Source organism: Bradyrhizobium sp. Arg237L (assembly GCF_029990105.1).
In the GTDB taxonomy this organism is placed as follows: domain Bacteria; phylum Pseudomonadota; class Alphaproteobacteria; order Rhizobiales; family Xanthobacteraceae; genus Bradyrhizobium.
In genome coordinates this window covers 75,389-99,061 of record NZ_JAQMIL010000027.1, presented here as the reverse complement: position 1 = coordinate 99,061, position 23,673 = coordinate 75,389, and the positions used below count along the sequence as shown (strand labels likewise).

Below are 23,673 nucleotides of genomic sequence, written 5' to 3'. Positions count from 1 at the left end.
CAACTTGAAAAACCTTCCGATCACTTTGGCCGATATCAGGGCCGCCGCGGCCACCATCCGCGATTCGGTCATCGTCACGGCCTTGAACCAGAGCCGGACACTAAGCGAGATATGCGGCTGCGACATCTGGCTCAAATTCGAGAATTTGCAGTTCACCTCCTCCTTCAAGGAGCGTGGGGCGCTGAACCGCCTGCAGGCGTTGTCGCCGGAGGAGCGGCAGCGCGGCGTGATCGCGATGTCGGCCGGCAATCATGCGCAGGGCGTCGCCTACCACGCTTTGCGGCTCGGCATTCCCACCACGATCGTGATGCCGATCGGCACGCCGATGGTGAAGATCGAGAACACCCGGCGTCATGGCGCCGAAGTCATCATCTCCGGTGCGACGCTGGAGGACGCCGCGCAGTTTGCCCGCAAGCTCTGCGAGACACGCGGCATGACATTTATCCATCCCTACGACGATCCGCTGATCATGGCGGGCCAGGGGACGATTGCGCTGGAGATACTGGCGTCCGTACCGGACCTCGACGTGCTCGTCGTGCCGATCGGCGGCGGCGGGCTGATCTCGGGCATCGCGATCGCCGCCAAATCGCTCAAGCCCGGTCTGAAGATCATCGGCGTCCAGGCCCAGCTCTACCCATCGATGTACAACGCCGTCAGGAACGAACATCTGCCGATGCGCGGCGATACCCTTGCCGAGGGCATTGCGGTCAAGGCGCCGGGCCAGATCACGACCAAGATCGTGCGCGAACTGGTCGATGACATCCTGCTCGTCACCGAAGATCAGATCGAGCGCGCGGTGGCGATGCTGATCTCGATCGAGAAGACGGTCGTCGAGGGAGCCGGTGCCGTGGGTCTCGCCGCTGTATTGGCGGCGCCGGAGCGCTTCGCGGGGCAGAAGCTTGGCCTGGTGCTGACCGGCGGAAATATCGACACGCGCCTGGTCGCCTCGGTCCTGACCCGTGAGCTTGCGCGTGAGGGACGATTGACGCAGCTCACGCTCGACATCGTCGATCGGCCCGGCCAGCTCGCCGCCGTCTCGGCGCTGCTGGCCGAAGCCGGTGCGAACATCATCGAGGTCTCGCACCAGCGGACCTTCTCGGCGCTGCCGGCCAAGGCGACGCTGCTTGAGCTTGTGATCGAAACCCGTGACCGCGCCCATCTGGACGATGTGCTGGCCAAGCTCGCGGCATCAGGTTTTTCGGCGCGCTGCACGTAAATGCGTAGCCCGGATGGAGCGAAGCGCAATCCGGGGTTCTCGCACGTGGCTCCAGCAGTCCCGGATTACGCTTCGCTGCATCCGGGCTACGTAACTGCAGCTCGATCTCGCCTCTGTCAGCGCAACAGATTGGTCCGCGCCAGGGTGACGACCTCGTCGGCGCGGCCGTTCAGCACTGCCTGCACCATGTAGAGGGTGAAGCCCTTGGCCATTTCGGTGGTCACCTTGGGCGGCATCGCGAGCTCCAGGCGGTTGACGACGGCGTCGATCACGACCGGCCCGGGATGCGCGAAGGCTTCGGCAAGCTTGCCCTCGACCTCGGCCGGATCCTCGATGCGCACTCCCTTGATGCCGGTGGCCTCCGCCATCGCGGCGAAGTTCGGATTCTTCAGCTCCGTGCCGGTGTCGAGGAAGCCGGAGGATTTCTGCTCGAGCTCGATGAAGCCGAGCGCGCCATTGTTGAACACGATCACCTTCACCGGCAGCTTGAGCTGCGAAAGACTCAAGAGATCGCCCATCAGCATCGTGAAGCCGCCGTCGCCGGAGAGCGAGATGACCTGGCGTCCCGGCGCGGCCGCCTGGGCGCCGATCGCCTGCGCCATCGCGTTGGCCATCGAGCCATGCCAGAACGAGCCGATCAGGCGGCGCTTTCCGTTCATGGCGAGATAGCGCGCCGCCCAGACCGTCGGCAGGCCGACGTCGCAAGTGAAGATCGCGTCCTCGCTGGCGAGCTGGCTCGCGAGGCGCGCGATCTGCTGCGGATGCAGCGTGCCGCCCTTGCGGCCGGAGGCGAGCTCGTCGAGGCCGCGGCGCGCTTCGGCATAATGCTTGCGCGCGCCATCGAGAAACCGCCGGTCGTCCTTGGCCGTCAGCCGCGGCAACAGCGCGCGCAATGTCGGGCCGACCTGCCCGATGACGCCGAGCTCGACGGGCACGCGCCGGCCGATCGCCTCGGGCCTGACATCGACCTGCGCGATCCGCGCGTCCTTCGGATAGAATTGTCGATATGGGAAATCGGTGCCGAGCATCAGCAGCGTGTCGCAGTTTTCCATCGCATGATAGCCGGAGGAAAAGCCGATCAGGCCGGTCATGCCGACATCGTAAGGATTGTCCCACTCGACATATTCCTTGCCGCGCATGGCGTGGACGATCGGCGACTTCAGGGCTTCCGCAAGCTGCATCAATTCGTCATGCGCGCCGGCGCAGCCGCTGCCGCAGAGCAGCGTGACACGTTCCGATTGGTTGAGGAGGTCGGCGAGTTGTTTAAGCGCGGCATCTGATGGCGCCACCGCCGGCTGCGACAGCACCAGCCCTGTCGATGTCGAGGCAGACGTGCCGGTGGCCGGCTTGAGCGCGATGTCGCCGGGAATCACGATGACGCTGACGCAACGTTCGGCGATTGCGCGCCGCACCGCGATCTCGAGCGCGCGCGGCATCTGCTCTGCGCCCGAAACCAATTCACAATAGGTCGAGCATTCGCGGAACAGATGCTCCGGATGCGTTTCCTGGAAAAAGTGTGAGCCGATCTCGGGCGAAGGGATATGCGCCGCGATGGCCACCACCGGCACGCGCGAACGGTGGCAGTCGAACAGGCCGTTGATCAGATGCAGATTGCCGGGCCCGCAGCTTCCGGCACAGACGGCGAGTTCGCCCGTGGTGTGCGCCTCGGCGCCGGCGGCGAAAGCCGCAACTTCCTCGTGGCGCACATGCAGCCACTCGACGCCGCCGTGGCGGCGCAGTGCATCAGTGAAACCATTCAAGCTGTCGCCGACAATGCCGTAGATGCGCTTCACGCCGGCTGCGGCAAAGGTCTCGACCATCTGGTCGGCAACGGTGCGGGCCATGAGATTCTCCCTGGGGAATGGAGGTTTCGGTCGGAGGATGCGGACGTGTCACGGAGGATAGGCCATTCGAACCGAGCGAGGCGAGGACTGCTCACAGCAAGGTGACCGGGATATTTCGGGTTCGCACGGCCTCGTCTTGAGACCGTAAGGGCCTTGCTTCTAGCGGCCGGCCCAGTGCACGAAGCGCCGTTCGATCAATAGAAACAAGAGATTGAGCGCATAGCCGAGCGCGCCGGCGGCAAAGATCGCCGCATACATGCCGGGCATGTCGAACAATTGCTGCGCTTCGAATACACGCTGGCCGAGCCCGTCGGTCGAACCGATGAACATTTCGGCGACCACGATGATGACGAGTGCGAGCGACACGCCGTTGCGCAAACCCACAAAGGTCTGCGGCAGCGACTCCAGCAGCATCACGTCGAACAGCACGCGCATCCGCGACGCGCCCATCACCTTGGCGGCAAGCAGGCGGGTCTTGCGCGCGTTCATGACGCCATAGGCGACGTTGAACAGGATCACGAGGCCGGCGCCGAACGCGGCCACCGAAATCTTGGTGCGGTCGCCGACGCCGAACAGCACCAGGAACAGCGGAAACATCGCGGAGGCCGGCGTCGAACGGAAGAAGTCGATCAGGAATTCGACCGAGCGATAGAGTTTTTCCGAGGAGCCGAGCAGGATGCCGAGCGGAATGGCGATGACGGCCGCAATCGCGGTGGAGGAGATCGTCCGCACCACGGTCTTGACGAAATCGACGCCGAGCTTGCCGCTGGTCATGCCTTCCCACAAGGTCTTGAACGTCGCGGCGGGCGAGGGCAGGAGCACGGGATCGATCAGTTTCAGCCCGTTCACCAGCGTCCAGACGGCGAGCAGCATCGCGACACCGACCAGCGGCAGCAACGCCCTCGCGATTTGCTTGCGTCCGGTCATCCGCGGCGCACCTCGTGCTGAAACAGCTTCAGGCAATGCGCCTTGGTGGCGACGAAGGAGGGCTCGGTCATCGTCTTGTCGGAGCGCGGTCGCGGCGCGTCATAGGGCACGAACTCGACCACCTGTGCCGGATGGCGCGACAGGAGCAATACGTAGTCGGAGAGATACACGGCCTCTTCGAGGTCGTGCGACACCAGGACCGTCGTCGTCTTCGTTTCCATGAACACGCGCTGCAACTGCTCGCGCATGAACAGCGTCATCTCGTAGTCGAGCGCGGAGAATGGCTCGTCGAGGAACAGGATCTCCGGTTCGACGATCAGCGCGCGCATGATCGAGACGAGCTGCTGCTGTCCGCCAGAGAGGTGATAGGGATAAAGCGCAAGGTCGATCTTGACGCCGAGATGCGCCACCAGCCGCTCAACGCGCAGCTTGCGTTCCGCCTTCGGCACGCCCATCAGCTTCAGTGGATAGGCGATGTTATCGAACGCCGGCAGCCAGGGAAACAGGGCTTCGCGATAGTTCTGGAACACATAGCCGAACTTGACCCGGCTCAGCGGCCGCCCGTCGAACAGCACCTCGCCGGCATCAGCGGGCACCAGCCCTGCGACCATGTTGATCAGCGTGCTCTTGCCGCAGCCGTTCGGGCCGAACACCGAAATGAGCTTGCCGCGCGGGATATCGAAATCGAAATTATCATAGATCACCGCGTCGGGGTAACGCTTGGAAAGCCCCCGGATCGTGACATGCGGTGCCGTCCGGCGCGACTCGTCGAAGCCGCTGGCCGGCCCGCTCGCCATGCTTGCGGCCGCGCTCGTCATACGCCCCTCAGAACTTGTGCAGGAATTTGCTGACGTCGATCTTTTCGGGCACGACGCCGATCGAGTTGCCGAAATCCGCGAAGGCCTGCAGATCGGCAAGCTGCTCCTTGGTCATGTCGCCGACCATCACATAGCCGAGCATCGGCACCATATCGACCACATTGTCCGGCGTGTAGGTATTCTTGGCGAGGTGCTTGCGCGCTTCATCCGGATTGGCGTTGATGAAGGCGATCGCCTTGGCCCAGGCGGCGGCGAAGCGTTTTGCCACATCCGGCCGCTTCTGGATGAAGTCGGCGGTCATCGCGCAGCCGGCGGCGTACGCGTTGGCATTCTCATTGCCGAGGATGTATTTCGAGATCACCCCGGCCTCGATCGGATGCGCGACGCCGGCCTTGATCATCATCGATGCGTTCGGCTCGAGCGTGTAGCCGCCGTCGAACGTGCCGGCCGTCATCGCGTTGACGTGCTGGCCCATGTCGAGCTGGTCGATGGTGTAGTCGCCTTCCTTCAGGCCGTTCTTGGCGAGGATCGCTTTGGCGGTGTTGATGTTGGCCGGACCCGGCGCCGACATCAGTTTGGCGCCCTTGAGATCGGCGATCGTTTTCGCCGCAAAGCCGCTGCGGACGACAAACTGCTCCATCTTCCAGACCTTGGTCTGGCTGTTGAGGCTGATATAGGTGGCAACCCCCGGCTTCTTGACATTGGCGTTGAGGCCTTCGAGCGTGACCAGCACGGCGGAGACCTCGATCTGGTTGGTCATCAGCGCCGCGACATTGGCAGGCCCGCCCAGGAGTTTCGTCATCTCAGGCTCGATGTTCTGTTCCCTGAAGAACCCGCGTTCCAGCGCGACGAAATGAGGCAGCGACGAGGAGAGCGGGAACACGCCGACGGCGACCTTGTCCTGCGCCAGCGACGGGGCGGGCAGCGCCGCAAAGGCTGCGAGCAGGGCAAGGATCGCGGTCACTCGGGTCGTCAATTGCATGGAAATTTCCCCTGGGAAGTCCCGTCGGGAGTAGCAAGAAATGTGCCGCGATAGACTATGATTGCGACCTCCGAGTAAGCTCGCCCTCATTGCGATCTCTCATCAGGAAAGGCTGACCGTCATGGCCATCCGCTTCAGCCGCGTGATGCACCGAAATTTGCGCGAGACGCCCCCGAAAGCCGTCGGCGGCGAGGGTGTCTGGCTGATCGCCGAAGATGGCCGGAAAGTTCTTGATGCCTCCGGCGGCGCCGCGGTTTCCTGTCTTGGTCATCAGCATCCGCGTGTGGTGGAAGCAGTGGCGCGGCAAGCGTCAAAGCTCGCTTATGCCCATACCGGGTTCTTCTCGTCCGAGCCGGCGGAGGCGCTCGCCGACAAGCTTGTGGGTCACGAACCCGGCGGTCTCGCTTACGTCTATTTCGTCAGCGGCGGATCGGAAGCGATCGAAGCCAGCATTAAGCTGGCGCGGCAGTACTTCGTCGAAATCGGTCAGAAGCAGCGCCGGCATTTCATCGCGCGGCGGCAGAGCTATCATGGCAACACGCTGGGCGCGCTCGCGGCCGGCGGCAATGCGTGGCGGCGCGAGCCCTATGCGCCGCTGCTGTCGGAGGCGTTCAGCCATGTGACGTCGGCCTTTGCCTATCACGAGCAGCGCGACGGCGAACAGGAAGCCGATTTCGTCACACGGCTCGCGGCCGAACTGGAAGCCGAATTTCAGCGCCTCGGGCCTGATACCGTTGCCGCCTTTCTCGCGGAGCCCGTGGTCGGCGCCACCGCGGGCTGCGTGCCGCCGCCGGAGGGATATTTCAAGGCCATCCGTGAGGTATGCGATCGCCATGGCGCGCTGTTGATCCTCGATGAGGTGATGTGCGGCATGGGGCGCACGGGCACGCTGCATGCCTGGGAGCAGGAGGGTGTTGCGCCCGATATCCAGGCGATCGCCAAGGGCCTTGGCGGCGGCTACCAGCCGATCGGTGCAATGCTCTCGAGCGCCCGCATCGGTGAGACGATCCGCGACGGCTCGGGCGCATTCCAGCACGGCCATACCTATCTCGCGCATCCGCTGGCCTGCGCGGCTGCACTGGAAGTGCAGCGGATCATCGACGATGAAAGACTGCTCGATCGCGTGCAGGAATTGGGCCGGCAGCTTGAACGTCGCCTCGTTGAGCGGTTCGGCAATCATCGCCATGTCGGCGATATCAGGGGCCGCGGCCTGTTCCAGGCGATTGAGCTGGTCGCCGACCGCGGCACGCGCGAGCCGTTCGATCCCACTCTGAAGCTTCACCACAAGATAAAGGCCGCGGCATTCGAGGATGGGCTTGCCTGCTATCCCTCCGGCGGCACCGTTGATGGCCGCCGCGGTGACCATGTATTGCTGGCGCCGCCCTATATCGCAACGCCTGGTGATATCGATATGATCGTCGATCGGCTCGGCCGGGCCGTCGACCGGGCGCTGACGAGCATCGGCCATTGATCGGAAGCAGAACAACGAAAATGCGTATCGCACTCATTCACGCCCTGAAACATTCGATTCAGCCGATCGAATCATCATTCGCAAAGCTGTGGCCGGAAGCGCGGCTGATGAACCTGCTCGATGACAGCCTGTCGGCCGATCTGGCGCGCGACGGCCGGCTCACCGACGTCATGACTGAACGTTTCCTCGCGCTCGGCCGCTATGTCGTGAGCACGGGCGCCGACGCGATCCTATTCACCTGCTCCGCCTTCGGTCCGTGCATCGAGGCCGTCGCGCGGGCGCATGCGCCGATGCCGGTCTTGAAGCCCAATGAGGCGATGATCGAGCAGGCTGCGCGAAGCGGCCGCAAGGTCGGTTTGCTCTCGACATTTCCGCCGACCTTGGCGTCCATGCCTCGCGAGTTTCCCGACTCCGTCGAGCTGATACTGAGGCTGGCGGAAGGCGCGCTGGCGGCGCTCGATCGCGGCGATCGCGCCGAGCATGATCGGCTTGTGGTCGAAGCATCGAAAGACTTGCGCGACTGCGACGTCATCGCGCTCGCGCAATATAGCATGGCGCCGGCGGCATCAGCGGTTGAGCAAGCATCGAGGCGGCCGGTGCTGACGACGCCGGATAGCGCCGTGTCGAAGTTGAAGGAGATGCTCTGCTGAAGGTATCCTATGCGGACAAGCGCGCTGCCGAATTGTCCTGACCAAGCGTCTTCTGGACGAAGAAGTACATCAGAGAGTTGTGCGAGCTGAGCGTTCGCGCGTCGGCATATGCAGCGTACGTTTCTGCAGGCGATGATTCATTCGCTCTCGGGTTGTTTCATCGCTTTCGCTGCCGCCGTTTAACGTTACTTAAACAGCCCCAGCAATAAGTTCGCCCCGGCTGAAGAGGTTGGGCCAAAGGCCAGACTGCAACGGGGTGGACATGATCAAAGGTATTCAAAACTTACGGATCGGAGCCAAGCTTGGCATTGCATCCGCGCTCGGCGTGATCTTCGTCGCGCTGATGATCGTGAATCAACTGACGGCGAATGCCACGGTCAGCCGCACCAATGAGAGCGTGCTCCTGCAGTCCAACATCGCGCGCGCGGCAATCGACGCCAAGGCGGAGGCGCGAGGCCTGCAGATCGGCGCGGCCAACATCCGCGTTGCCACCACCGATGAAGAATTGCAGAAGGCCACCGAGTATCTGGCGGCACGCTACAACGGATTCCTCGGGTTCATCGATGATATCTCCCGTCTCTCGGCCGCCGATGCGCGCTCGCAGTTGGAGAAGCTGAAGAGCACGGCGACTGCCTATGAGTCCGCCGCCGAGAAACTGGCGAAGATGAAAACCGAGCTTCTGGAAATTGCCTCCGTCGAAGCTTCCGGGCTGACGATCTCGAACGAGGCCCAGGCGCGCGCCGCCCAGTTGACGACGGATTCACGACAGATCGCCAATGACGTCATGCTGTCGCTTTCCGCGGAGCTCGAATCCAACGCCAACGCGATTGTGGACCGTGCCAAGCAGGCTATGGCCGGCGAGATCGAAAAGGCGACGCAGCAGGCAGCCTCGGCAGACAGGATGTCGCTCGCGATCGGCGGCGTCGCGGCCTTGCTGCTGATCGTGACCTCGGTGCTGTCGGCGCTTTCGATCGCGGGACCGATGCGCAGCCTGAGCCGGGCCATGCAGGAACTCGCGAATGGTAATTTCGACGTCCAGTTGCCCGGCATCGGGCGCAAGGACGAAATCGGCGCGGTCGCGCGCGCTGTCGAGACATTCAAGGTCAAGGCGGAAGAGAAGGCGGTGCTCGAGGCCGACTCCAGGCGCCGGCAGGATGACATCCTCGCCGGGCAGCGCCGGGCCGAGATGATCAAGCTTGCGGACGCGTTCGAGGGAGCCGTGGGCGAGATCGTCAGCACCGTCTCGACGGCGTCGACGGAGCTGGAGCACTCCGCAAAGGCGCTCACCTCGACGGCCGAACGCACCCAGGAGATAACGGTTGCGGTGGCGTCGGCTTCCGAAGAAGCGTCGGCCAACGTGCAATCGGTGGCGACCGCGACGGAAGAATTGTCATCTTCGGTGAACGAGATCAGCCGACAGGTCCAGGATTCGGCGCGAATCGCGGCTGATGCGGTCGGCCAGGCGCGCGCCACCACCGAGCGCGTGAGCGAACTGTCCAAGGCCGCCAGCCGCATCGGCGATGTGGTCGAGCTCATCAACACCATTGCGGGCCAGACCAACCTCTTGGCGCTCAACGCCACCATCGAGGCTGCGCGCGCCGGCGACGCAGGCCGGGGCTTTGCGGTCGTCGCATCCGAGGTGAAGGCGCTGGCCGAGCAGACGGCGAAGGCGACCGGCGAAATCGGTCAGCAGATCGCGGCGATCCAGACCGCGACCAATCAGTCGGTCGGCGCCATCGGCCAGATCAGCAACACGATCGAATCGCTGGCGGAGATCGCCTCGACGGTCGCCGCCGCGGTCGAAGAGCAGGGTGCGGCGACGCAGGAGATCGCGCGCAACGTGCAACAGGCTGCACAAGGGACCGAGGAGGTCTCTTCGCGGATCACCGACGTGCAGCGCGGCGCCACCGCGACAGGCTCGGCGTCCACGCAGGTGCTCTCGTCCGCGCAATCGCTGTCCCGCGACAGCAGCCGGCTCCAGACGGAAGTTAGCCGGTTCCTGCAGACGGTGCGGGCCGCCTGACCTGGTCACAAGGTCGTCTCGGGCCGAGTGAGGTTCCTGAGACGTCCAACTCCACTTCGATTCCGATCGCGGAATGAACTCCCGCATTTCGCGCGCGTTGTCCTCGTACATGCTCGATTGTACGGGGAACCGATCATGACGAAACACGACAAGACGAAACGGCCGAGCGATGTCGACCTCTATCGCAATCCGCTGATCGGCGGATCGAAGGGCGTCACGATGGCGCAGGCGACGCCGGACGATCTCGAGGAGGTCGAAGGCGAGAACACCTTTGAGGGCGACGTCGAGAACGATACCAACCCGCAAGGCGGTATCGAGGCGCCAGATCGCCGGCAAGGCCGCCCGTCGCGCGATCAGACGCCGAAATCGCGCAAGACGGTGCTGCAGGGCAAGAAGACCCATGAGCAGCAGTTGCGGATGCTGGAACGCAAGCCCGATGTTCCCGACGCGCGCAATGTCGAGCAACGAGGCGCGCGCATTGTGGAAGATGCAGGCGCGAGACATCCGAAACAGGATGCGCGCCAGTCGGAATTTCCGGTGAGCCGCGGCGGGCTGAACCAGGAAAGCCACCACAACAAGCACAACGATCCCGGCCAGAGCGGCCATAAGCCGCAGAAGCACGGCGGGTGACGCAACTGAAATCGTGATTCGGTTGAACGGAACCAGATCACGATTTCATCTTCTGGTTTGAGCATGATCTCCGCGCAAACGCTTCGCGTTTTGTTGTCGCGAGGGCAAACCGGTCTCCGCCTTCCCGGATCATGCTCTACGGTTTGGCAGCCGCTTCCGTGCGCAGCCATTTTCGTGGCGGCGGCTGGTAGGTTCCAAAGCGGCTGAGCAGCGCGTCCACCTTGGTTTCGATGATGAGCATCTCGGCATAGGCTGCGATCGTGAAGCCTTCGGCAACCATCCTCTCCACCATCGCGATCAGCGGCGCGAAGTAATCCTTTACGTTCAGCACGCCGCACGGCTTTTGGTGGATCCCGAGCTGGGCCCAGGTCCATTCCTCGAAAAGTTCTTCGAGTGTTCCGGCACCGCCTGGCAGCGCGATGAAGCCATCGGATAGCTGTGCCATCATCGTCTTGCGCTCATGCATGGTTTCGACGATGTGAAGCTGGCTCAAGCCCGTGTGCCCGATCTCGCGCTCGACCAGCGCGCGCGGAATGACGCCGACGACACGCCCGCCCGCCGCGAGCGCCGCGTCCGCTACTGCTCCCATCAGCCCGACCTTGCCGCCGCCATAGACGATGGTGATGCCGGCCTTTGCCAGCGCCTGTCCGGTGGCGACCGCGGTCTGCAGATAGATCGGATCACGGCCCGGGCTGGAGCCGCAGAAGATACAGACGGATTTCAGCGCTTTGGCGTTTTGGTTCTGCATTGGATCTGTGCGGACCTTTCGTGCTGCAAACGATTCGTCGGCGGATCGACGTTAGCATGAGGGGCTGGGGATCGCGGCGTTGCGCTACAACGTAATGCATCGGCGGATCGGTGCTGTGAATGACCTGCGCCTACATCTTTGAATTCAAACAGGAATTTCTCCGTGCGGGCGGGTCGAGCCGGATCGGGTTTTGCGGCGGCCGGTAACGTATCCCGTTCCGGGAAGGGCTTCATCAACAGGCCTGTCGTCAACCTCGGAGACTGTCATCAATCTGTCGTATCGCCTGCGCTTAGCTGCGGAACCAGTCCGGCATGCTATCATGGCCGCGGCCGAGAGGGAGTGAGGCGGTGAGCGAAACGACGAGTGTCCCGGCATTGCCGGCAGATGCATCAGTGATTGCACGTATCAAGTCCGAAATCGATATTTCAGATCGTTCGCGCATCGTCACGTTCGGCGAGCGCGCCCAGCGGTCGGTGGTCGAGTTCGCCGACCGCATTCTGTCCCAGACGCAAAATCGAGAGCTCGGAACAACCGGCAAGCTGTTGTCGGACATTTTGGCAAAAGCGCGCGGGCTCGATCCCGCCGATCTCAAGGACAGCGGCCTCTTGACGCGCCTGTTCTCGTCGGCGGAGGCACGGCTGCGCCGCTTTGCCGAGCAGTTCGGCGATGTCGCCTCGCAGATCGATCGCGTCTGCGTCGAGCTCGATCGCAACAAGGAGGTCCTGCGCCGCGACATCGCGCTGCTCGACGATCTCTATGAGCAGACCAGGACCGCGCTCGGCCAGCTCGACGCGCATATCAACGCCGGCAAGGCCTTCGCCGCGGACTTCCGCGGCGGCAAGCTGGTCGAGATGGAGCGGGCAGCGACCGCGCAAGGCCAAAGCAGCGACGCCTTGCTCGCGGCGCAGACCTATCAGGACGCACTCCAGGCGCTCGACCGGCTCGAGAAGCGCATCTTCTATCTGCAGCAGGCACGCCAGATCGGCATCCAGCAGTTGCCGCAGATCCGCATCGTGCAATCGGGCGACGAGACCCTGATCGAGAACCTGCAGGCCACCACCGAACTCACTATCCCGGTGTGGAAGCAGAAGATGATCCTGCTGCTCGGGCTGAACCGGCAGAAATCCGCGCTCGAGCTGCAGAAGACCATCACCGATGCCACCAACGAGATGATGCGCCAGGCCTCCGAGATGATGAAGACCCAGGCGATCGAGATCGAGAAACAGTCGCAGCGCGGCATCGTCGACATTACGACGCTGGAAAAGACCAATCGCGACCTGATCGACACCATCTCGGGCGTGCTCGCCGTGCAGGAGCAGGGCCGCACCAAGCGCGCCGAGATCGAACAGCGCATGTCGGAGCTGACCGACGAGTTGAAATCCGCGGTGACCAAGGCCTCTGCATGAGCCTCGCGTTGTTCCCGCGGCGCTGGCTTGCGCTGCTCGCTGCGGCGCCGCTGATCGCCGTGCTGCTCTCCGGCTGCAGCGGCGGGCCGGGACCGCAATTCACCATCCTGTCGGGCTCGGAGAATGACGTGCTCGAGCCGCTGGTGCAGGAATTCTGCAAGTCGCGCAATGCCGCCTGCACCATGCGCTATCAGGGCTCGCTTGATATCGCGCTGGCGCTCAAGGGCGACGATCCGCCGGCCGACGCGGTGTGGCCGGCGGCCTCGATCTGGATCGACATGTTCGACACCAAGCGGCGGGTGAAGTCGGTCAAGTCGATCGTGCAGATGCCGGTCATCCTCGGCGTGCGCCGCTCCAAGGCGCAAGAATTGAACTGGATCGGCGCCAAGGTGACGGCCAAGGATATTCTCGCCGCCGTCGAGGCCGGCCGATTGAAATTCCTGATGACCTCGGCGACGCAGTCGAACTCGGGCGCGGCCGCCTACCTCGCGATGCTCGCGGCCGGCATCGGCAAGCCCGACCTGATCGAAGCCGGCGATCTGGACAAGCCCGAGGTGCAGGCGACGGCGCGCGGCCTCCTGAAAGGAGTCGAGCGCAGCGCGGGTTCGAGCGGGTGGCTCGCCGATCTCTATCGCGACGGCGAGCGGAATGGTGTGCACTACCAGGCGATCTGGAACTATGAGGCTGTTATCAAGGAGACCAATGACAAACTGATCGCCGATGGCCATGAGCCGCTCTACGCGATCTATCCGGAAGACGGCGTGGCGATCGCCGATTCTCCGCTCGGCTTCGTCGATCGCGGCCGCGGCAAGGACGTCGAAACCTTCTTTGCCGATCTGCAGGCCTTCCTGCTCAAGGGCGAGGTTCAGGCGCGGATCGCCAAGACCGGACGGCGGGTGGAGGTCGGCCGTGCTGCGCCGCTTCCCGCCGATCCCAAGACCAATCTGGATCCGGCGCGCGCGCTGAACGTCATCCGCCCACCCGAGCCCGCGGTGATTCAGAAGGCGCTGTCGATCTATCAGGAGGCGCTCCGCCGTCCCTCGCTCACCGCTTTGTGCCTCGACGTCTCCGGCAGCATGCAGGGGGCCGGCGAGACCCAGTTGCTCGACGCGATGCGTTTCCTTTTGACGCCCGCCCGCACCCGCGAGTTGTTGGTGCAATGGACCAAGGCGGACGAGATCCTGCTGCTGCCGTTCAACGATCATGTGCTGTGGACGGCGCGCGCCACCGGCGCCGACCCCGAGCAGGCCACGCTTCTCACCCAGGCGCTGGAGCTGCGCGTCGGCGGCGGCACCGATTTCTACACCTGTGGCGAGCGGGCGCTCGTCGCCATGAAGCCGCTGCTCGACGGCGGGGAGCATTTGCCGGCCATCGTCATCATGACCGACGGCAAGAGCCAGGGCTATTTGTCGACATTTGAGGCCGCGTGGCGGGCGGATGGCCGGCGTGTGCCGGTATTCGGGGTCACGTTCGGCGACCAGGTCGATCGCAGCCAGCTCGACAATCTCGCGAAGCTGACCGGCGGCAGGGTGTTCGACGGCACCAAGAGCCTGACGGACGCGTTCCGCTCGGTGCGGGGATATAATTGATGGCGGCCGCGCCGTCCGGGCTCGGCTGGATTGCCGGTGGCGCGGCGGCGGCCATCCTGCTGCCTTCGCTTGCGATCGGCGTCGGGATGCCGTTCTGGATCGCTCTCCTCGTCAGCGTGCTCGCCGGCGGCGGCGTCGTTGCGGTGATGGCGCCGCGCAGGCGCTTCGCCGAACTCGACGCCAGCGGCGCGGCGCGCGGCCGCATCGAATTCGCGCGCGAGCTCCTCACGGAGGCCGAGCCGCTGACGGAGCGCATGGAAACGACGGCGGCAGCGATCCGGACTCGTGCGGTGGCCGAGCGCGTCCGCCACCTCGTGAAGATCGCGCGCGATATCTTCGCCGCGATCGAGCGGGACCCGCTGCGCATCGACCGTGTCAGGCGCTTCCTCACCTATTACCTGCCGCGCGCGGCCGAGATCACTGAGGCCTATGCTTCGCTGGAGCGCAGCGCCGTGCCCGACGCCGCGCGGCTTGCCGCGACCGGTGAATTGATCGAGCGGCTCGATGCCGCGTTCACGCGCTACGCGGCCAATCTGCAGGATGCCGATCTCGACAGGCTCGACATCGAACTCAAGCTTTTGAAAAGCTCGCTCGACGAGGATATCGGACCGGCGCGGGCCGATATCCCGTCCGGGCAGAAGAAGGGAACAACCTGATGGCCATGTCGCGTCGTGCGTTCGGGATCGGCCTCGTCGCCGCAAGCGCCGCGGCGACCGGAGGCTATCTCTATCTTCGCGAACATCCTGAGATCGCCGGCCGCTTCGGTGAAGCCAAGAAGCTGTTCGGGTTCGCCGGCGGCGAGAAGGAAGGCTTCCTCGCCAATGCGCGTGTCCGCGGCGTGCTCGAACGCCGCTTTGGGCTGGTGCTCGACGGGCGCCGCGCTGGATCGGTGGAGATGGTGCGCGAGCGTGCATTGCTCGACCAGAAGCCGCAATTCCTGTGGCCGTCTTCCTCCGTGCTGGTGGAGGTGGCGCGCACCTCGGGCGTGAAGATTTCGCGCGACCAGGTGATCTTCAATTCGCCGATCGTGCTCTATTCATGGGACCGCATTGCCGATGGCCTGGTGAAGGGCGGTTTCGCCGAGCCGATGGGCGGCCCGCGCTACAAGGCTGACCTTTCGAAGCTGCTCAAGGCGATCATCGCCGGCGAGACCTGGGCGGCGATCGGCGTCTCAGACCTGTTCGGCCGCGCCCGCATCGTCTGCACCGATCCAAACAAATCCAATTCGGGATTTATGTTCGCCGGCCTCGCGGCGAGCCTGCTCTCGGGCGACGTGGTGATGCCGGATACGTTGAGCCGCATCGACGGCGACGTCGCCACCGTGTTCCGCCGCATGGGCTTCAAGCCGCCGTCCTCGGGAAAACTGTTCGACGATTATGTTGCCGGCGGCGCCGGTGCGCAGCCGCTGATCGTCGGCTACGAGAATCAATTGGTGGAGTGGGTGCTGCAGGATGCCGAGCGCTGGAAGCGGCTGGAGGCCAACGCGCCGGCCAAGCCGGTGATCCTCTATCCGCAGCCGACCGTGTTCTCCGCGCATCCGTTGATCAGCATCGAGCGCCAGGCCGACGACCTCATCGACGCGCTGATGAGCGAAAGCCTGCTCGAAATGGCATGGGAGGATCACGGATTCCGCGGTCCGCTCGGCACCATCGGCAAGGCGCGCAATGCGCTGCTGCAATCGCGCCTGATCGAGCGCATCGACGCGGTGCTGCCGATGCCGGACGCCCCGGTCATGCTGGCGCTGCTCGACCGGTTGGCGGCGTAGCGCGTAAGCGGTGCACCACGCCTTAATTGTTGGGCCATATGAACAACCCGCCGTGCAGGCTACGCCGGCGATCTCAATAGTCGGACTTCGGTCCGCCGTGATACGGGCGCACGTTGGGCCAGTACGCGACCCAGGGCGCTGCCGGCTCGAAGGCGTAAGGGTAGTACGCGGCTTGCGCAGCGTAAGATGCCGCGGACCAATGCGTGCGCGCGTGCGTTTTCGGGCTGCCTGCAACCGCCGCGCCCGAGATTGCGATCAGCATGATGACCGATGCCGCCAGTGCGAGTTTGTTTGCCATGAATTCCTCCTTGGGCCTCCGGCTAACGAATGCATTTTGCGGTAACCGCGAGCGGCGCCGCATGCCGGAACTTCGAAGGTCAGGGTTACGCGCACATTTCAAGGCCGGACAATTCGGTTACATCTGCCACTTGCCGCGCGTGCCCCGGCAATTGATAGGGCTGGCAATTGATGGGCGTCACAGCTCCGGACCGGACAGCCTCATCTCTCGTTCCGCCCTGAACACGTTGCTGTAAAGGTTTGCGATCCATTGGCGGCCGCTTGACGTGACGTTCAGGTATCGAATGGCGGTCGATATCTGCGGCGCGACGGTGTTCCAATAGAACTGCGGATATTTGTACACGACATCGGCCGGGGTATCGTAGCCGAGCTGCTTGTTCATCCCGGTCTCTTCGAATTCATAGAAGAGAGCATTGGCCTTCCTCAGATAGTTGGGGTCGCCGAGTTGGCCGATCAGGTCCGCGGCGCGCAGCAGCAGGCCCTCTTCATTGTTCAGATCGTCGTCCGACGATGACGGTGCGTAGGGAAATCGCGTGTATTCGATCGCGCGCGCCATCCGGTTGGCGTCGACGTGTTCAACACCATCGAAACGCTCCAGCGCGAACAGTTTGGATCGGTCCACGTGGTAGGGGGCGAGCGCTGCATCGGACGCGCCGCGCGGAAGCCGGACGGTCGCGCCGGTGACATCGGCGACATAGACGTCGTCCCCGTCTCCTTGAAGGACGCCGCGGACATAGCCGATGTCGTGGATCAGGCAGGCCAGGATGAAATTTGAATAGTCCTCGGCCGTCGTCGGCCGCGACAAGGCGCGCCCCATCAGGATGTCATGGCCGGCCAGGGTGACCAGCATCGAGTGCTCGATATCGTGATAGAGCGCGTCGCTGTTGCCGATGCATTCGAGCGACAGGCGTGCCGCATATGGCAGAAGCTCGTTGAGGTAACCGTAAGACGCACCGAACCGTCCGTTTGTCTCGGAGGCCAGAAAGGCGCCAAGCGCCTGCGCGGTCAGATGTGGAATGGTGAGCATGTTGCTGCTCGCTCAATCGCGGCCGGTCGAAAGATAGCACAGTCGGTTCCGGCCGTCTTCAGGCGGCACGTTGAAAATGATATGGATCGGGACGTTAGAAACGCCCGGGGCGCGCCGTTGACCTGGATCAACCACAGTGGACTTGTCGTCTTTTTCTCACTTTTCGTGTGCGCCGCACACGAGGCAAAGGCCGTCCCGCTGACGCCGTTCCGCTATCAAGCCCAGGCCCAGCGGCATTGCCCTGGTGATTCCGTGGTTTGGCTCGATTTCCGGCGCGCGCGCTATTACCTGAAAGGGCAAAAACGTTACGGACTGGGTCACACCGGAGGCTTTGTGTGCAGGAGCGAAGCCCGCGCCAGCGGCTACCGGCGCTCCCTTCTCGGGCTGAGGTAGCGGTGCGCCCGACCGCACGTGAGGTGGGTGCCTATGCCGATAGGCCGGTCAAGCTCGGCCCGCAAGGACCGCTGCAGCCGCCGGATATCCGGCTACGGTATGCATCATGGCGGTTGGTCACGTGACGTTCAGGAAGCGTCGTGAAAAGTTGAGTGCGGCCATACTGTCTGAAGACTGTATGTCCGACGAGTACGACCGTGATGCTGCAACGAAGAGGAAATGCCGATGAAGATGGCCTTGAGCATCGCCCTGCTGGTCGTGATGACATCTAGCGCTGGCGCGCAATATCTCGGCAACTATTCCGCCAACCCATATGCCCCGAACTCAACCGGGAACGCATACGGTGCTGGTAGTCCCTACAATCCAAACAGCGTCAATAATCCGTACGGGCGATATGGCAGCACCCACAGCAACAGCTCCGCCAATAATCCGTACGCGATGGATGCACCCAAGCTGTATGACAGCCAGGGAAACTATCGCGGGCGCTTAAGCAGCAACCCGTATGATCCGGATTCGATTTCAAACCCATACGGCCGTTATGGAAGTCGTTTCTCTCCGGATAGCGTCAACAATCCCTTCGGTGCTGGAAATCCGTACGTACCGGATAGCCCGACGAACCCGTATGGCCAAGGCTTCTCCATTCAGGGAGCTGACGACGACTGAAGACTCCCCTCGCTCGCGCCGCACACGGGAGTGGGGTGGAGCGCAGGCGAGGATGAGCGGCTGAGAGATCACATGCGACTAGCGCCGGAAGAAAGCGAAGCCGCGCCTTCAGCCTAGGCAAGTGCTGCTACGCTGCGAGCTTTCAGTGGCACAAACTGCACTGGTCAATTGCCAGCCGCAGCCACATCATGGGTGGTGTGGAGTATTGGGGCCATGCCGTCGTTCTCAAATACGACCCGGGCGAAAACCATAGTGATCTTCGCCATCTTTCGGTTGCGTTGGCGCAGGGGCGTTCTCGGATTGAGGTCTGGCTTGTTGTGGTTTGCCGAGAATGACTTGGTATTCAAAGCGGCCGTGATCTCGCTCGGAATATTTTCTGGGGCAATAACCGCAGTTGCCGTGCTCTACCTGTGACCCGGCAAAGTGCCCGTAGTAGGCGCATGACAGCAGGGCCATGATCCGTTTTTAGCTGAGCGTCAGCGCCAAATGGATCGTCTGCGGGTCTCGCCGCGAGACCGGCTTGAAGCCGAATTTTCCGAACACTTTGAGCATCGCGGCATTCTCGGGCAGAACCTCTGCGCTCAATTCCTGTAACCCGGCATCACGAGCGATCTTGACGAGGTGACGCATCAGGATCGAGCCGATGCCCCGTCCCTGCCAGGCATCGACGACCACGAATGCCATCTCGGCTCGCCCCGGCTCGAATACAACGTATCGGCCGCCTCCGACGATCGCCGATTGATCGGCTTCCTCGAGGAGTGCGACAAGCGCGACATGATTTCTGAAATCGACCTCCATGAAGAAGGCGCGCTCCTTCTCCGAGAAGCCGCGCTTCACCGCAAAGAAGCGGCGTTGCAGGGATTGCGCGCTCGCCCGCCCGACTGCAGCCATCATGTCGGCCTCATCGTCCGGTCGAAGCGATCGGATTTCGACTTGGCTGCCGTCGTTCAGGCGCTCGAGCGCTGTGTAGGTTGCGGCTTCCGGCATCTGCTGCCTCTTGTTCCAACAATCTGACGGCCGGTCTCGCCGACGAAGCGGAGTGAGGCGGCCTGCACCGGAGCATGGCGCTCGATTCAACCAAGGCATTCAGAACCATTGCCGCGTCATCGGCAATCAAACCTGCCGCTCGGGGGGGACCACGGTGCTTGATCTAGATCAAGTCGCCATTAGTCACGGGCACTTGATTGTCGTGTGAATCTACGCGGGCCGCGAGGCGCGGCTCGCTCAAGCCGGCTCCGACGATGGACGCCGACCATTCCAATCTGGATCGCACCCTAGTTGGGGCTGATGATGCAGGCTCCGTCGCGACGGCTCCAGACGAACCACCGGTAGCACGGAGGACGGGGGTGAGCCCCGACCGGACACTCATTGCGCACACGCGCGCCTCTATCCCAGCCGTCGACGACGCACCCACCGTTGCGCGCCACATGGCAACCGGGGCCGCAGCCGTCCGCGGCGTTGGCCATGCCAATGCTCGCGAATATGGCTGCGAACAGAACTGCGAATATCACTTTCATCTCTATTTCCTCTCGCCTCTCATGTTTTGCAGGCAAGTGCTGCGCGGAGCGCGCGGCATTGATCTTGGATCAATGGGGCGGAAAAGCGAAGCCCCTCCCGAGCACGAAACCGAGCGGGCGAGGGCACTGATTTCGCGGGGGTGGGGGCAGTGGGGCCGGTGTGCTTGATCTAAATCAAGCCGCGTCGCGGAACGAGGCGGGTACGCTTTCGCGCAGCCTCGAACGAGGGTGCGCCCTTGAGAACACTTCGCCAGCTTTTGTCCGGGGAGGACATCATCCAGCTTGCAATCCGGCTTGGATTGCTGGCTTTTCTGATCTACTGGACTTTTGTTCTTGTACGACCCTTCGTGCCGATCGTGGCCTGGAGCGTGGTGCTCGCCGTTGCGTTCTATCCGGTCTTTAACGGTCTCGCCAACTTGCTCGGCGGACGCCCGAAGCTGGCGGCGGCGATTCTCACTATCGTCAATCTCGCGATAGTCATCGGGCCGGCGACCTGGCTCGGTCTGGGCGCGGTTGATGGCCTCCGGGAAATTGCAGCACAACTCAGCGCGGGAAGCCTGGCGGTTCCCTCGCCGCCCGGGCGCATCAAGGATTGGCCGCTGATCGGCCCGCAGCTCTACGATCTCTGGGATCAGGCATCGACCAATCTCCGCGCCGTTCTGGGCGAAATCGCTCCTTATCTGAAGCCGCTGGCTGCGACGATTCTCGGCCTTGCAGGCAATGCCGGCGTCGGAACGCTCAAATTCCTCCTGTCGGTTGCTTTGGCCGGCTTTCTCTTCCCCTATGGACCGCAGCTTGTGGCGGCGAGCAGGAGGTTCCTGTCCCGCGTCGTTCCCGAGCAGAGCGAGCACTTCCTGGAATTGGCGGGGGCAACGATACGCGCGGTATCTCAAGGCGTTATCGGCGTCGCGATCATCCAGTCCCTGCTGGCCGGCATTGGTCTCAAGCTGGCGGGAATTCCAAATGCGGGCCTATTGGCTTTCGCGATCCTGCTGCTGAGCATCGTGCAGATCGGTGCGACGGTCGTCCTGCTTCCCGTGATCATCTGGCTCTGGACAGCGAAAGACTTCACGACGGCGCTCCCACTGACCGTGTTTCTGGTGATTGTTGGCTTGCTCGACAACATCTTGAAGCCGCTGGTGATGGGGCGCGGCCTTACTACACCCGCCCTCGTCATCCTTATCGGGGTGATCGGAGGCACGCTTGCGCACGGAATTCTTGGCCTCTTTATCGGCCCGGTCATCCTGTCAGTCGCCTGGGAGTTGACGGTGGCCTGGATCAATCAGGATCGCAGCCGCCTTGCGCAATCAGCGGAACAATAGCTCTCGAGCCGAAGCCGCTCAAAACGGACCATTCTGTTCCGCTTCACGACGTTGACGTAGATCAAAGTCCGAGGTGGTGCGGCGCATTCAATCGACAAGCGACAGGGAGGTCCGGACATGTCGATGGACAAGGCACCGCTTTCGCGCGATCCCATATCGGGCCTCATTGCCTCGGCCGTGGAATACATGATTGATGCCGGGCAGCGCAGCGTGCTGTTCCTGGACATCCTGCGCCGGCGCGGCGACCAGTATCAGCAGCACATTGCCCAGACGGCACCGCATGTTCTGCACTACACCGCCGAACTGGTCATGGACGGGCGCAAGCTCTCCGAACCGATGAACTATGCGCTGGTGCGCATCATTCCGCCCGAGGGTACCGAGCTCGATCTCGAGCGGCGGCCGTTCATCGTGGTCGATCCGCGTGCGGGACACGGGCCGGGAATTGGCGGGTTCAAGGCGGACAGCGAGATCGGCGTCGCCATGAAGGCCGGTCATCCCTGCTACTTCATCGGCTTCCTGCCGGAGCCGATGCCGCACCAGACCATCGAGCGCATCGCGCGCGCGGAAGCATTATTCATCGAGGAAGTCATCAGGCGCCATCCTGATGCCGATGGTAAGCCCTGCGTCATCGGCAACTGTCAGGCCGGCTGGGCCGTGATGATCCTTGCGTCGCTGCGTCCGGAGCTGTTCGGGCCCGTCATCATCGCCGGCGCGCCGCTTGCCTATTGGGCCGGCGTGCACGGCAAATATCCGATGCGCTATTCGGGCGGTCTGCTCGGGGGGGGCTGGCTGACGGCGCTCACTAGCGACCTCGGTGCCGGCAAGTTCGATGGTGCCTGGCTGGTGCAGAATTTCGAGAGCCAGAACCCTTCGAACACGCTGTGGACCAAGCAATACAATGTGTATTCGAAGGTCGACACCGAGGCGGACCGCTACCTCGAATTCGAGCGCTGGTGGGGCGGGCACGTCAACCTGAATGCGGAGGAAATCCAGTTCATCGTCGATGAACTCTTCATCGGCAACAATCTCGCCGCCGGTCGCATCAAGATGTCGGACGGCAAGACGGTCGATCTGCGCAACATCAAATCGCCGGTCGTGGTGTTCTGCTCCAAGGGAGACAACATTACTCCGCCACAGCAGGCGCTGGACTGGATCCTCGATCTCTACGCCGACGTCGACGAGATCAGGGCCTACGGCCAGACCATCGTCTACACGGTTCATGAGAGCGTCGGCCATCTCGGAATCTTCGTGTCCGGCGGCATCGCCAAGAAGGAACATGCGGAATTTTCCAGCAATATCGATCTGATCGACGTGCTGCCGCCGGGCCTCTATGAAGCGACCTTCGAGGCAAAAGGCGCCGATACCGTCAATCCCGATCTTGCCGTCGGCCAGTGGGTGATGCGCTGCGAGGCGCGCACGCTTGACGATATCCGCGCTATGGGCGGCAATTCGCCGGAGGACGAGCGGCGCTTCGCCACCGCCAAGCGCGTGTCCGAGATCAATCTCGCGGCCTACCGGAAATTCGTCCAGCCCTGGATAAAGGGCATGGTGACGCCGCAGATGGCCGAGTGGATGCGCAAGCTGCACCCGCTGCGCCTGCAATATGAGGTCTTCAGTAGCCACAATCCTTTCATGGCCGCCGTGAAAGCGGCGGCAGATGCGGCGAGTGAGCATCGCAAGCCGGTATCATCAGACAATCCGTTCCTTGCCTTCCAGGAGCAAGTCTCCAAGCAAATCGTCCACGCGCTCGACACTTGGCGCGATTCGCAGGAAGCCCTCAGCGAGGCAGTCTTCCTTACCGTCTACGGCTTGCCCGCGCTTCAGGCGGCGGTTGGAATCGATCCGCAGTCCACGCCGTCGCGGCGGCAGGAGATGTCGGCCGAATATCGCGAGAGATTGCGGGCGCGGATATCAGAGCTGAAATCCAAGATCGACGAGGGCGGTCTTCGGGAGGCAACCATTCGCGGCTTGCTCTATGTCGGGTCGGCGCGGGGAATGGTCGATGAACGGAGCCTGGAAGCACTGCGTCAGGTTCGGCGCAATGACAGCGGGCCGCGTCTGGCGCTGGCGGATTTCAAGATGATGGTGCGCGAGCAATTCTTCATACTGCTCCTGGACCAGAAGGAGGCGCTGGCAGCGATCCCGAAGCTGCTGCCCGATAACGCCCAGGAGCGTAGCGCGGCCTTCGCCGTCATCCGCGACGTGCTGTCCGCGAGTGCCGCGATTTCAGGTGAGACTGCCAAGCGCCTGCACCATGTGGCTGAGCTGTTCGGCGTAGATGCGACAGAGACGTCGGACAGAGCCTCGAACGTTGCCCCTTTCGATCCCAAAACCGATCCCAAGACCGATCCCAAAGCGAAGGCGTCGTAACGCCGGTTGGAAGAA

At 63.1% G+C, this 23,673-nt stretch carries 21 protein-coding genes; 13 read left to right on the top strand and 8 right to left on the bottom strand.

The window, feature by feature from the left end:
- The first annotated feature begins 4 nt into the window (after positions 1-4).
- Entirely contained in the window at positions 5-1,216 is a 1,212-nt protein-coding gene (locus OZ411_RS18535; RefSeq protein ID WP_282529101.1) for a threonine ammonia-lyase, read from the top strand.
- A 116-nt stretch (positions 1,217-1,332) separates the two neighbouring features.
- Here OZ411_RS18535 and poxB read toward each other — a convergent pair whose 3' ends face one another.
- From poxB to OZ411_RS18515, 4 genes are all read right to left on the bottom strand, one after another.
- Positions 1,333-3,060: a ubiquinone-dependent pyruvate dehydrogenase gene (gene poxB / locus OZ411_RS18530; protein WP_282529100.1), complete on the bottom strand. Its 1,728-nt coding sequence runs from the start codon at positions 3,058-3,060 to the stop codon at positions 1,333-1,335.
- Positions 3,061-3,219: 159 nt separating this feature from the next.
- Positions 3,220-3,987, bottom strand: a complete 768-nt coding sequence (locus OZ411_RS18525) for an ABC transporter permease (protein ID WP_282529099.1) — start codon at positions 3,985-3,987, stop codon at positions 3,220-3,222.
- Positions 3,984-4,805 carry an ABC transporter ATP-binding protein gene (locus tag OZ411_RS18520; RefSeq protein WP_282529098.1) on the bottom strand — a complete coding sequence of 274 codons (822 nt, stop codon included), beginning with the start codon at positions 4,803-4,805 and terminating at the stop codon, positions 3,984-3,986. Before OZ411_RS18520 ends, OZ411_RS18525 begins: the two co-directional genes overlap by 4 nt.
- Before the next feature lie 7 nt (positions 4,806-4,812).
- Complete coding sequence (locus OZ411_RS18515; protein WP_282529097.1) at positions 4,813-5,787, bottom strand: ABC transporter substrate-binding protein; 975 nt, start codon at positions 5,785-5,787, stop codon at positions 4,813-4,815.
- Between the two features lie 121 nt (positions 5,788-5,908).
- On the opposite strand from OZ411_RS18515, the gene OZ411_RS18510 reads away from it, so the two are divergent.
- From OZ411_RS18510 to OZ411_RS18495, 4 genes are all read left to right on the top strand, one after another.
- Positions 5,909-7,258 (top strand): aspartate aminotransferase family protein, encoded by a 1,350-nt coding sequence (locus OZ411_RS18510; RefSeq protein WP_282529096.1) that lies wholly within the window; start codon positions 5,909-5,911, stop codon positions 7,256-7,258.
- 20 nt (positions 7,259-7,278) lie between these two features.
- Positions 7,279-7,908 carry an aspartate/glutamate racemase family protein gene (locus OZ411_RS18505; protein WP_282529095.1) on the top strand — a complete coding sequence of 210 codons (630 nt, stop codon included), beginning with the start codon at positions 7,279-7,281 and terminating at the stop codon, positions 7,906-7,908.
- Between the two features lie 262 nt (positions 7,909-8,170).
- Entirely contained in the window at positions 8,171-9,931 is a 1,761-nt protein-coding gene (locus OZ411_RS18500) for a HAMP domain-containing methyl-accepting chemotaxis protein (RefSeq protein WP_282529094.1), read from the top strand.
- Positions 9,932-10,066: 135 nt separating this feature from the next.
- Positions 10,067-10,561, top strand: coding sequence for a hypothetical protein (locus OZ411_RS18495; protein WP_245476426.1), 495 nt, complete (start codon positions 10,067-10,069; stop codon positions 10,559-10,561).
- 136 nt (positions 10,562-10,697) lie between these two features.
- On the opposite strand, the gene OZ411_RS18490 is transcribed toward OZ411_RS18495, so the two are convergent.
- Positions 10,698-11,309, bottom strand: a complete 612-nt coding sequence (locus OZ411_RS18490; protein ID WP_282529093.1) for a TIGR00730 family Rossman fold protein — start codon at positions 11,307-11,309, stop codon at positions 10,698-10,700.
- Positions 11,310-11,620: 311 nt separating this feature from the next.
- Here OZ411_RS18490 and OZ411_RS18485 point away from each other — a divergent pair, with 311 nt between their 5' ends.
- From OZ411_RS18485 to OZ411_RS18470, 4 genes are read left to right on the top strand one after another with little or no spacing between them, the layout of a single operon-like run.
- A complete protein-coding gene (locus OZ411_RS18485) occupies positions 11,621-12,715 on the top strand; it encodes a toxic anion resistance protein (RefSeq protein ID WP_207234532.1) in 1,095 nt (364 codons plus the stop codon).
- Positions 12,712-14,304, top strand: a complete 1,593-nt coding sequence (locus OZ411_RS18480; protein WP_282529092.1) for a substrate-binding domain-containing protein — start codon at positions 12,712-12,714, stop codon at positions 14,302-14,304. The genes OZ411_RS18485 and OZ411_RS18480 overlap by 4 nt, the downstream gene beginning before the upstream one ends.
- On the top strand, positions 14,304-14,960 hold the full coding sequence (locus OZ411_RS18475; protein ID WP_282529091.1) for a 5-bromo-4-chloroindolyl phosphate hydrolysis family protein: 657 nt from the start codon (positions 14,304-14,306) through the stop codon (positions 14,958-14,960). Before OZ411_RS18480 ends, OZ411_RS18475 begins: the two co-directional genes overlap by 1 nt.
- A complete protein-coding gene (locus OZ411_RS18470; protein WP_130580096.1) occupies positions 14,960-16,069 on the top strand; it encodes a hypothetical protein in 1,110 nt (369 codons plus the stop codon). Before OZ411_RS18475 ends, OZ411_RS18470 begins: the two co-directional genes overlap by 1 nt.
- A 73-nt stretch (positions 16,070-16,142) precedes the next feature.
- Here OZ411_RS18470 and OZ411_RS18465 read toward each other — a convergent pair whose 3' ends face one another.
- A complete protein-coding gene (locus OZ411_RS18465) occupies positions 16,143-16,367 on the bottom strand; it encodes a hypothetical protein (RefSeq protein ID WP_282529090.1) in 225 nt (74 codons plus the stop codon).
- Positions 16,368-16,544: 177 nt separating this feature from the next.
- Positions 16,545-17,393, bottom strand: coding sequence for a metal-dependent phosphohydrolase (locus OZ411_RS18460; RefSeq protein ID WP_282529089.1), 849 nt, complete (start codon positions 17,391-17,393; stop codon positions 16,545-16,547).
- 165 nt (positions 17,394-17,558) lie between these two features.
- Between OZ411_RS18460 and OZ411_RS18455 the strand changes: the two genes are divergently transcribed.
- Both OZ411_RS18455 and OZ411_RS18450 read left to right on the top strand, forming a co-directional pair.
- Positions 17,559-17,786, top strand: coding sequence for a hypothetical protein (locus OZ411_RS18455; protein WP_282529116.1), 228 nt, complete (start codon positions 17,559-17,561; stop codon positions 17,784-17,786).
- Positions 17,787-18,011: 225 nt separating this feature from the next.
- A complete protein-coding gene (locus OZ411_RS18450; RefSeq protein ID WP_282529088.1) occupies positions 18,012-18,449 on the top strand; it encodes a hypothetical protein in 438 nt (145 codons plus the stop codon).
- Between the two features lie 465 nt (positions 18,450-18,914).
- Here OZ411_RS18450 and OZ411_RS18445 read toward each other — a convergent pair whose 3' ends face one another.
- Positions 18,915-19,436: a GNAT family N-acetyltransferase gene (locus tag OZ411_RS18445; RefSeq protein WP_282529087.1), complete on the bottom strand. Its 522-nt coding sequence runs from the start codon at positions 19,434-19,436 to the stop codon at positions 18,915-18,917.
- A gap of 766 nt (positions 19,437-20,202) precedes the next feature.
- On the opposite strand from OZ411_RS18445, the gene OZ411_RS18440 reads away from it, so the two are divergent.
- Both OZ411_RS18440 and OZ411_RS18435 read left to right on the top strand, forming a co-directional pair.
- A complete protein-coding gene (locus OZ411_RS18440) occupies positions 20,203-21,288 on the top strand; it encodes an AI-2E family transporter (RefSeq protein ID WP_282529086.1) in 1,086 nt (361 codons plus the stop codon).
- A 117-nt stretch (positions 21,289-21,405) separates the two neighbouring features.
- The gene (locus OZ411_RS18435; protein ID WP_282529085.1) at positions 21,406-23,658 is read left to right on the top strand and encodes a DUF3141 domain-containing protein; all 2,253 of its coding nucleotides are present in this window, start codon (positions 21,406-21,408) and stop codon (positions 23,656-23,658) included.
- Positions 23,659-23,673 lie beyond the last annotated feature (15 nt).